At 70.5% G+C, this 10,318-nt stretch carries 10 protein-coding genes; 6 read left to right on the top strand and 4 right to left on the bottom strand.

Translation table 11 applies throughout. The annotated features are described in order from the left end of the window. The 4 genes from GT354_RS29895 to GT354_RS29880 all read right to left on the bottom strand — a co-directional run. Positions 1–256: helix-turn-helix transcriptional regulator (locus tag GT354_RS29895; protein ID WP_161359493.1), on the bottom strand; the 256-nt coding region annotated here is incomplete at its 3' end. Positions 257–623: 367 nt separating this feature from the next. Beyond that, complete coding sequence (locus GT354_RS29890; protein ID WP_161359492.1) at positions 624–1,265, bottom strand: response regulator transcription factor; 642 nt, start codon at positions 1,263–1,265, stop codon at positions 624–626. 311 nt (positions 1,266–1,576) lie between these two features. Continuing rightward, positions 1,577–2,806, bottom strand: a complete 1,230-nt coding sequence (locus tag GT354_RS29885) for a DUF349 domain-containing protein (protein WP_161359491.1) — start codon at positions 2,804–2,806, stop codon at positions 1,577–1,579. A 102-nt stretch (positions 2,807–2,908) separates the two neighbouring features. Next, complete coding sequence (locus GT354_RS29880) at positions 2,909–3,766, bottom strand: peptidylprolyl isomerase (protein ID WP_161359490.1); 858 nt, start codon at positions 3,764–3,766, stop codon at positions 2,909–2,911. Between the two features lie 326 nt (positions 3,767–4,092). Between GT354_RS29880 and GT354_RS29875 the strand changes: the two genes are divergently transcribed. From GT354_RS29875 to GT354_RS29850, 6 genes are all read left to right on the top strand, one after another. Beyond that, the gene (locus GT354_RS29875; protein ID WP_161359489.1) at positions 4,093–4,788 is read left to right on the top strand and encodes an MBL fold metallo-hydrolase; all 696 of its coding nucleotides are present in this window, start codon (positions 4,093–4,095) and stop codon (positions 4,786–4,788) included. Positions 4,789–4,802: 14 nt separating this feature from the next. Then, a complete protein-coding gene (hisS, locus tag GT354_RS29870; RefSeq protein ID WP_161359488.1) occupies positions 4,803–6,062 on the top strand; it encodes a histidine--tRNA ligase in 1,260 nt (419 codons plus the stop codon). Further along, positions 6,059–7,861 (top strand): aspartate--tRNA ligase, encoded by a 1,803-nt coding sequence (gene aspS / locus GT354_RS29865; RefSeq protein ID WP_161359487.1) that lies wholly within the window; start codon positions 6,059–6,061, stop codon positions 7,859–7,861. Before hisS ends, aspS begins: the two co-directional genes overlap by 4 nt. A gap of 559 nt (positions 7,862–8,420) precedes the next feature. Then, positions 8,421–8,825, top strand: a complete 405-nt coding sequence (locus GT354_RS29860; protein WP_161359486.1) for a hypothetical protein — start codon at positions 8,421–8,423, stop codon at positions 8,823–8,825. Beyond that, complete coding sequence (locus tag GT354_RS29855) at positions 8,822–9,334, top strand: hypothetical protein (RefSeq protein ID WP_161359485.1); 513 nt, start codon at positions 8,822–8,824, stop codon at positions 9,332–9,334. The genes GT354_RS29860 and GT354_RS29855 overlap by 4 nt, the downstream gene beginning before the upstream one ends. Positions 9,335–9,440: 106 nt before the next feature. Further along, on the top strand, positions 9,441–10,259 hold the full coding sequence (locus GT354_RS29850) for a VWA domain-containing protein (protein WP_202512470.1): 819 nt from the start codon (positions 9,441–9,443) through the stop codon (positions 10,257–10,259). Positions 10,260–10,318: the final 59 nt, after the last annotated feature.

Raw genomic sequence — 10,318 nt, 5'->3', positions numbered from 1 at the left:
GGGCCGGGGCGGCCAGGTGTGCGGCGGCAACCTCACGCCACTTGGCCTCCCAGCCCTCGGGCGTCGCGCCGCACGCCCGTACGATCGCCATGGTCACTCCCAGGGACGGGAGCATGCCACCGGAGAGCGCCGCGCCGAGCACGCTCTCGTCGATCCCCGCGTGCTGTGCCAATTCGGCTGACGGTACGTCACCCGCCGCTTCCCGTACCGCTCTGAGCGCGGCGGCGAATTCGATCAGCGGATCCGGATCGGTCATGGGTCCCCCCGTGCAATGTCCTCGAACCTTCATGATGGCGCGTCACATGATGGTGGATGGGCGGCCGTCCGCGAACGCGGGTCCGGAAACCGGAAGCAACCTGTTGCCATCACTCGCGGCGCGCGAACCGCCGGGCCGCGGCGGTTGGTGTCCCGGCCGACAGCGGTGCCACGAACGCGGGTTCGAAGCGATCGGCGGCTGCCCTTCGCCCCGGCTCGTTCCCGGCGATTCCGTGACCGGAACTGTACGCCGCAACGGGGTCGGCGCGTAGGCCGTCCGCGTACTGCCCGACGTCGACCCGGCGCGGTACACCGCCACTTCGCCGGCCCGATGGGTCGGCTCGCGCGGGCGATCGGCCACCTTGCGGTCAGCGGCCGAAGCCCGCGTCGCGAGCCCGCGCAGCGGCCTGCGTGCGGCCGGATACGCCGAGCTTGGCGAACAGGTTCGACACGTGGTTGCGGACCGTCTTGTCCGCGACCGTGAGCCGGCGTGCGATCTGCCGGTTGTCGTGTCCGCACGCGATCAGTTCCAGGATCTCGCGCTCGCGTGTGGTCAGGTCCGGAAACGGGGCGGGGCAAGGGAGTTCGGGTCCGGCGGTGAAGTACACACCGAACCGCCCGGCGACCATCGGGCCGAACACGGCGCCGCCCTCGGCGACTTTCCACACCGCACGGACGACCTGCTCGCGTCGCGCGGCCCGGTCCGCGAAGCCGGGCCCGCTCGCGCGCAGCGTCGCGAGCGGCGCGTCGTCGTCCTCGGCGATCGAGACCACGAGCACGCGTGGGGGATCGGCCGTCGCGGTGATCGCCCGGGTGGCGTCGATCCCCGGCCGGTGGGGCACCAGCAGGTCCATCAGTACGACGTCGGGGCGCAGTTCGGCGGCGAGCCGTACGGCCTCCTCCACGGTGCGGGCCTCGCCGACCACGACGATGTCCTCGGCCGTGTCCAGGGCCGGCCGCAGGCCCGCGCGATGCGGGGAGTCGTCGACGAGCAGGGCGCGGACGGGCATGGCAACCTCCGGGCGGGCACAGGCGCTCCAGCAGGACCTGCGTCAACTGTCCGCCGTCGCCCTTTTCCGACCGACCGTTTTGTTGTACAACTCACCCGAATGCCGCAGCGCGCACCAAGCGCACCCGCACATCGCACGCACCCGCCCATCGGCACACCGCACACCGGCACCGCGCCTACCGCGCATCGTGAACATCACGCCGAGCAGGTACTACTCGGGCGCAACGGCGCCCGACGTCAAGACGTCACGCGGGCAACGCAAACGCCGGGCGGGCCGATGTCGGCCCGCCCGGCGTTCGAGGACTGCTCGGCTCAGCCGGAGAACTCCGCCAGCGCCTTGTTCGCCTCGGCCAACCACTCCGCACGGGCGGTGATCGACTCCTCGGCCTCGCGCAGCTTGCGCTCGTTGCCCGCCGCACGCGCCTTCTCGGCCTGCTGGGTCAGCTTGTCGATCGACGCCTGGATCTGGTCGACCGCAGCCTGCGCACGGGCCCGAGCCTCCGGGTTCGTGCGCTTCCACAGGTCTTCCTCGGCCTCGCGGATCGCCCGCTCGACCGTCTGGAGGCGAGCCTCCATCTTCGGCCGGGCGTCACGCGGCACGTGACCGATGGCCTCCCACCGGTCGTTGATCGAACGCAACGCCGCGCGCGCGACCTTGACGTCCGTGACCGGCACGATCGCTTCCGCCTCGGTGAGCAGCAGATCCTTCGCGGCCTGGTTCTCCCGCTGCTCGGCGTCGCGCTCGGCGAACACCTCGCTGCGTGCCGCGAAGAACACGTCCTGCGCGGCGCGGAAGCGCTGCCACAGCTCTTCCTCGACGTCGCGCTGGGCCCGCCCCGCGGCCTTCCAGTCGTTCATCAGGTCGCGGTAGCGCGCCGCGGTGTCGGTCCACTCGGTGGACGTCGACAGCGCCTCGGCCGCCTCGACCAGCTTCTCCTTGACCCGCTTGGCCGAGTCGCGCTGGCCGTCCAGCTCCGCGAAGTGCGCCTTGCGGCGCTTGGCGAAGTTGGACCGCGCCTGGGAGAACCGGTGCCACAGTTCGTCGTCCGCCTTGCGGTCGAGCCGCGGCACGGCCTTCCACGCGTCGACGAGCGCGCGCAGCCGCTCGCCCGCCGGCCGCCAGTCGGTGCTCGCCCCGAGCTGCTCGGCCTCGGCGACGATGCGCTCCTTGGCGCCCTGCGCCTCCTCCTGCGCCTTCGCGCGGGTGGCCTTGCGCTCCTCGCGCTTGGAGTCCACCACGGTCACCAGCGCGTCGAGCCGCTTGACCAGCGCCTCCAGGTCGCCCACCGCGTTGGCGTCCACGATGCTCGCGCGCAGCCGCTCCAGCGCGTGATGCGCGTCCTTGGGCGCGATGTCGGTCGTACGTACCCTGCGCGCGAGCAACTCCACCTCGACGGCGAGTCCCTCGTACTTGCGCCGGAAGTAGGCCAGGGCCTCGTCCGGGGAACCCGCCTGCCACGAACCGACGGAGCGCTCACCGTCCGCCGTCTTGACAAAGACGTTTCCCTGCTCGTCCACGCGGCCCCACGGGTCGCTGCTCACAGCGGCCTCCTTCGATGCTGAATGCGGCGCACTTTACACAGGACCCCGGGGCGACGGCCCGGCCGCCGCCCCGGGACCGGAGTGGAACATGCGTCCGGTCGGTTACTTCTTGTCCACGGTCAGGGTGTCGATGACGACCTTCTCGTGCGGAGCGCCGTCACTGGAGTTGTCCGCGGTACCCGCGGCGGCGATCTTCGCGAGCACGTCCATGCCCGAGGTGACCTTGCCGAACGGGGTGTAGTTCGGCGGTAGCTTGCTGTCGCCGGTGACCAGGAAGAACTGGCTGCCGTTGGTGCCGGGACCGGAGTTGGCCATCGCGACCGTGCCCGCCGGGTAGTCCGCCGAGCCGTCGGCGCCCGCCGTACCCAGGTTCTCGTCGACGAACTTGTAGCCGGGACCGCCGGTACCGCTTCCGGTCGGGTCGCCGCACTGGAGCACCGCGAGGCCGCCCGTGGTCAGCCGGTGGCACGGGGTGTGGTCGAAGAACTTCTTGCCCGCGAGGAAGTTGAACGAGTTCACCGTGTGCGGGGCCTTCGCCGCCTCCAGCGCGACGACCACCTCGCCACACGAGGTCTTGAGCGTCATCGTGTACGACGCCTTGTCGTCGATCGTGAGCTTGGGCTCCTCGCCGAACTGCTCCTTCGTCGGCTCGCCCGGGGCCGGCGCCGCGCACGTGGTCGGCTTGGTGTTCGCCGCCGGTGCGGTCGACGCGGACGGCTGCGCGCTCGGCTGCGTGTCCGGCGGGTTCGAGGCCGCCGCTTCGGTCGTCTTCTTGTCGTCGTCACCGCCCGCCGACACCGCGAGCCACGCGCCACCACCGGCCACGACGACTACCGCCGCCACCGCCGCGATGACCTGGTTGCGCCGCCGCCGACGCGCATGGACGGTCGACCGCCGCTCCTGCTGGCGCTCGAACTTCTCGCGCGCGAGCTGCCGCTGTCGCTGCTGTTTGGTGACCACCGCGTGCTCTCCTGGATTCGATCGGACTCGATGTGGATGGAACTCGACCTTGGACACCCGCCGGTCGGGCGCGGACCGTGCGGGGTGACGGGATCCGTGCACCGGTCCCGACCTGCGGCGATCCCGTGGCACCGGGACCGGTCGCAACTCGCGCACAGTCTAGGCACCCGCCCCGTGCCTGTTCTTTTACCAGCGTCTTCCACCGGTGGTGAACGGGTTCGCGATCCGCCCCCGCGCGCCGGTAGTCTCATACCTGATTCCCACGTCCGCCGCATACTTCCGTGCTTGCCCCGCCGCCGGAAGACCCCGAGACCGAGAGGACGAACGTGATCGTCGCCGGGTTCCCCGCAGGGTCGTTCCAGACCAACTGTTATGTGGTCGCCCCTGCCGCCGGCGAGGAATGCGTCATCGTCGACCCCGGGCAGAACGCGTTCGACGGCGTGCAGGACATCATCCGCGAGCACAAGCTGCGCCCGGTGGCGGTCGTGCTGACCCACGGGCACATCGATCACATGTTCTCCGTCGTCCCGGTCTGCGCCGAGCACAAGGTGCCCGCGTGGATCCACCCCGACGACCGCGACATGCTGTCCAACCCCGGCAAGGGCCTGTCGCTGGGCGTGGGGCAGCAACTGTTCGGCGGCATGACGTTCACCGAGCCCGAAGACGTGCGCCTGCTCACCGACGGCGCCGTGCTCGAACTCGCCGGCCTCGAACTGACGGTCCATCATGCGCCCGGCCATACACAGGGGTCGGTGGCCTTCGGCACCCAGGGCTCGGCGGACATCCCGCCGATCCTGTACTCGGGTGACCTGCTGTTCGCCGGCTCCATCGGACGCACCGACCTCCCCGGCGGCGACCACGCGCAGATGATGCGCTCCCTGTCGCGGGTGTGTCTGCCGCTGCCGGACGAGACCGTCGTCCTGTCCGGGCACGGCCCCCAGACGACGATCGGCCGCGAGCGCGCGACGAATCCTTACCTGCAAGAGTTGGCGCCGCCCGCGGGACCGCACCGAGGAATGTGACGGATTTTCACACCGTGAGTACTTTCAACGCCCCCAAGGGCACCTTCGACATGCTCCCGCCGTACTCGGAGACGTTCAACCGGATCCGGATCCAGTTCGGCCTGGAGCTGCGCGACGCCGGGTTCCAGTACATCGAGACCCCCACCTTCGAGGAGACCGGTCTCTTCCTGCGCGGCGTCGGCGAGTCCACCGACATCGTCACCAAGGAGATGTACACCTTCGAGGACCGCGGCGGCCGATCGCTGACGCTGCGTCCCGAGGGCACCGCGGCCGTGGTGCGGTCCGTGCTCCAGCACAACCTGTACAACGGCCGGCTGCCGGTCAAGCTCTGGTACTTCGGCTCGTACTACCGCTACGAGCGGCCCCAGGCCGGCCGCACCCGGCAGTTCACCCAGGTCGGCGCCGAGGCGATCGGCAGCGACGACCCGCTGGTGGACGTCGAGATGATCGCGCTCGCCGCCGAGGGCTTCGGCAAGCTCGGGCTGCGCGACTACCGGCTCCTGCTCAACTCGCTCGGCTGCCGCGAGTGCCGGCCGCTGTACCGCGCCAAGCTCCAGGACTTCCTGCGCGGCGTCGACCTCGACGAGGACACGCACCGGCGGGCCGAGATCAACCCCCTTCGGGTGCTCGACGACAAGCGCCCCGAGGTCCAGGCGATGATCGCGGACGCGCCGCTGATCACCGACAACCTGTGCGAGGCGTGCGCGGCGCACCACGCGTTCGTGCGCTCGATGCTCGACGAGCTCAAGATCCCCTACGAGGACACGCCCAGGCTCGTGCGCGGCCTGGACTACTACAACCGCACCACGTTCGAGTTCGTCCACGACGGGCTCGGCGCGCAGTCGGCCATCGGCGGGGGCGGGCGCTACGACGGGCTGTCCCAGGACCTCGGCGGCCCCGACCTGCCGTCGGTGGGCTGGGCGTTGGGCATCGGCCGCACGATGTTGGCGATGGAGGCCGAGGGCCAGGCCGTCGAGACCCCCGCCGACTGCGACGTGTACGGCGTCGCGATCGGCGACCCGGCTCGGCGCGCGGTGTTCGGCATGATCACCCAGCTGCGCATCGAGGACATCCCCGCCGACATGGCGTTCGGGGGGAAGAAGCTCAAGGGCGCCATGAAGGCCGCGTCGCAATCCGGCGCCCGCTACGCCATCGTCGTGGGCGACCGCGATCTCGCCGACGGCATCGCCCAGATCAAGGACCTGATGAACGGGGAGCAGACCGCTGTCCCGCTCGACCAGGTCGTCACCGTCTTGAAGGAGAAGCTTCAGTGATCCGCACCCATGACGCCGGTACGCTCCGCGCCGAGCACGCCGGCCACACCGTGACGCTCGCCGGCTGGGTGGCCCGGCGGCGCGATCACGGCGGCGTGGCGTTCGTGGACCTGCGGGACGCGTCGGGCACGGTCCAGGTCGTCTTCCGCGACCTGGAGACCGTGCACAACCTGCGCTCCGAGTTCTGCGTCAAGATCACCGGCGACGTGCGGGTGCGTCCGGACGGCAACGAGAACACCGAGATCCCCACCGGCGCGGTCGAGGTCGTCGTGGACGACTTCGAGATCCTCTCGGAGGCGGCGCCGCTGCCGTTCCCGATCGAGGAGTACACGCCGGGCACGGTCAACGAGGAGGTGCGGCTCAAGCACCGCTACCTCGACCTGCGCCGCGCGCCGATGGCCCGCAACCTGCGGCTTCGGTCCAAGGTCACGCGGATCATCCGCGAGGTGATGGAGGACCACGACTTCCTCGACATCGAGACGCCGTACCTGACCCGGTCCACGCCCGAGGGCGCGCGCGACTTCCTGGTTCCGGTGCGTCTGCAGCCGGGCTCGTGGTACGCGCTTCCGCAGTCGCCGCAGCTGTTCAAGCAGTTGCTCATGGTGGCCGGCATGGAGCGCTACTACCAGATCGCGCGTTGCTTCCGGGACGAGGACTTCCGGGCCGACCGGCAGCCGGAGTTCACCCAGCTCGACGTCGAGATGTCGTTCTGCGACGCCGAGGACATCCTCGCGCTGACCGAGAAGCTGATCGCTCGCGTGTGGCGCGAGGTGCACGGCGTGGAGATCACCCTGCCGCTGCCGCGGCTGCCGTACGCCGAGGCGATGACGCGCTACGGCTCGGACAAGCCGGACACCCGCTTCGGGTGCGAACTGGTCGACTTGACGGGCTACTTCGAGGGCACGTCCTTCCGGGTGTTCCAGTCCGAGTTCACCGGCGCGGTGGTGATGCCCGGCGGCGCGGCGCAGACCCGCAAGGAACTCGACGGGTGGCAGGACTGGGCCAAGGCGCGTGGCGCGCGCGGCCTGGCGTACGTGCTCGTGGACGCGGAGACGGGGGAACTGCGCGGCCCGGTGGCCAAGAACCTGTCCGAGGAGCACCTGGCCGGGCTGGTCGAGGCGACCGGTGCGGCGAAGGGCGACTGCATCTTCTTCTCGGCCGGGCGGCGCACGGCCTCGCTCGAACTGCTCGGCGCGGCGCGCCTGGAGATCGCCCGACGCGGCGACCTGATCGACGAGTCCGCGTGGAACTTCCTGTGGGTCGTGGACTTCCCGATGTTCGAACCGATCGAGGACGCGGCCGGCAACCACCAGGGCTGGCACGCGATCCACCACCCGTTCACCGCGCCTACGGCGGAGTGGGTCGACTCGTTCGACAAGAACCCGGGCGAGGCGCTGTCGAACGCCTACGACATCGTGCTCAACGGCACCGAGGTCGGCGGCGGGTCGATTCGTATCCACCGGCGCGACGTGCAGGAGCGCGCGTTCACGGCGATCGGGATGTCGGACGAGGAGGCGCAGTCGCAGTTCGGCTTCCTGCTGGACGCGTTCGCGTACGGGCCGCCGCCGCACGGCGGGATCGCGTTGGGGTTGGACCGGTTGGTGGCGTTGTTGGGTGGGGCGGAGTCGATTCGCGATGTCATCGCCTTCCCGAAGACCGCGTCCGGGGGCGACCCGTTGACCGGGGCGCCGTCGCCGATCACGGTGCAGCAGCGGCGTGAGGCGGGGATCGACGCGAAGCCGAAGGCTGTGAAGGAGACGGCTCCGGGCGAGGGTGTGGCGGAGACCAAGGCGGTTTGAGCGGTAGGTGGGTGACGTTACCGCTGACGCGGTTTGAGAGTGGCGAAGGGCGATCGAGTCGGGGGGCTCGGTCGCCCTTCGGCGTGGGGTGCCTTTGGGGGCGGGCTGCGGTTTCGCGTTTGGTGGGCCGGGGGTTTGTTCCCACCCGCCCACCCGTTGCGTTTTGTGTGGCGGCTGCGGTTTTACCGCGACTGGGGTGGCCCGATTCGGCCTCGCGGTCTCGTGCTTCCCGCGCCACCCGTTGCGTTTTGTGTGGCGGTTGCGGTTTTACCGCGACGGAGGCGGCCCGATTCGGCCTCGCGGTCCTGTCCTTGGCTGACTTTGGGGCTCGCTGACGAGGGGCGGCTGCGGGTGGTGTGATGCGCGGGCTGCCATGGCTTGTCCTTTCCCGGGGGCGATGTGGCTTGTTGCGTCACGGCCCGACGGAGTCCCCGCTTGTCGACTTTGCCGAGTAGCAAAAACGGTTCTGCACAGGGCTCCGGCAGGCGGGAACGAGGGTGCCTACCTTGGGAGTCGGAGTCGGTACGAGACCGGCTCGGGTGACCTCGGGGAGGCCGACATGGCTGTGGTATTGACGAAGGATCAGGCGCGGGCGGACTACGTGACACGGGCCGTCGTGCTGGGGCGGGGCTGGACGCGGACCGCGCTCGGGAGGTTCATGGCGGAGCCCGACGCGACGATGCCCGATCTGCGTTATCGCGGCTCACCGCCGATCCGGCTGTACGCGATGAAGCGGGTGTCGGCCGTCGAGGAGACCCGCGAATGGCAGGAGTGGTACCGCGCGTCGCGGCGGCGCCGGGCGGCGTCGGCCCGCGCGGGTGCGGGTGTGGTCGGCGAACCGGCGTGCGGGGCGGGCGGCTTGGCCCAAGCGGGGGCGCCCGGGGCCTCGTCCGGCGAGCGTGTCGGAGTGGCCCGGGATGCTGGGAGCGGTCGAGGTCGGGGCTCGAATCGGGAGGTCGCATGAGCCGCACCGTGCACATCAATCCGCTGCGGTGGTTCACCGACGGCGAAGGCGGCCTGGAGTTCGTCGAGTCGTTCGGGACTCCGGTGCCCGCGGATCTGTTGGAGGAGGCGCGGGCGGCGTCCTACCCGGGCGTTGGTGACGTGCTCGCGGTGCTGCGCGCCGAAGGGTTGTCGGCGCGCTGTTGGTTCAGCCTGTGGGCCGACGGGGCGGAGGTGCCCGATCCGTTGCCCGAGCGGCCCGGCGCGGCCGACGCCCACTACCTGGGCGGTCTCGCGGTGGCGGTCGCGGGGGCGCGGCAACGGATGGGCGCCGAGGAGCCGGTGTCCGGGCTCACGTGCCGGTCGCCGGGGGAGGGTGCGGCGGAACGGGCGGTCGCGGCGCTCGCGGAGGCGTTCGGGCCGCAGGTGATCTGGGCCGGTGACGTCGGCGATGTCGTGGTCGTGCCGCCGGGGCTGACGGCCGAGCAGGTGCGGGCGCGACGGGCGGGATGCGACATGGCCGATTCGTGAGGGATCCCCCCTATTCGCAGGGGCGGCGGATCTGGGACCGTAGGGCCCGGGAAAACCCCGCAAGGGGGGCTCCCACACGACTCGTTCGACTGCTGGGAGCCCCACCATGCCCTTCTCGCTGTTCGGTCGCAAGAAGTCGAAGCCGGCGGCCCCGCCTGCCGCTGCGGCGCCGCCCGCGCCGGCCACGCCCTCGGCCACCGTGCGCAGCGGAAGCGGGTCGGCGGTCAGTCTCGACAAGGTCCAACGCTCGGCGCCGGGGCTGGTCAGCCTGTACAAGGCCGCCGGTGTCAGTCTGGAGAAGAACAGGCTCGCGGGAGTTCGGGCCGCGGTCTATCTGGTGCTCGACCGCTCCGGCAGCATGCGGCCGTTCTACAAGAACGGCAGTGTGCAGGCGCTCGCGGAGCGAGTCCTGGCCGCTGCGGCGCACTTCGACGACGACGGCACGGTGCCGGTGATCTTCTTCGACACCAAGGCGTACGAGCCGGCGGAGATCTCGCTCGACAACTACAAGGGTCGGGTGGCCGAACTGCACAAGCAGCACGGCCACATGGGCACCACCGACTACGTGTCCGCGATGGACGCGGTGATCGCCCACTACCGGTCGTGCGGCGCGACCGACCCGGCCTTCGTGATCTTCCAGACCGACGGCGCTCCCAACAACGCGAAGGCCGCCGAGAAGGCCGTCTGCAAGGCGGCCGGGCTGCCGATCTTCTGGCAGTTCATCGGCTTCGGCCGCGACGAGTTCCGCTTCCTGCACCGCTTGGACGACCTGCCGGCCCCCAAATTCCGGGTGGTCGACAACGCGGGCTTCTTCGAGGCCGGCGCGGACCCCCGCCGCATGGCGGACGACGTTCTCTTCGACAACCTGATGAACGAGTTCCCGGAATGGCTCCAGACCGCGCGTGCGGCAGGTGTCCTGCGCTGAGGTAGGGGGCCGCACTGGTCGAGGCGATCGAATCCCGATGTTCCCGAGTCGGTTTTGTC

This window comes from Streptomyces sp. SID3343 (assembly GCF_009865215.1).
Lineage (GTDB): Bacteria > Actinomycetota > Actinomycetes > Streptomycetales > Streptomycetaceae > Embleya.
The sequence above is the reverse complement of the archived record's forward strand: the minus strand, read 5'-3'. Positions and strand labels throughout refer to the sequence as shown.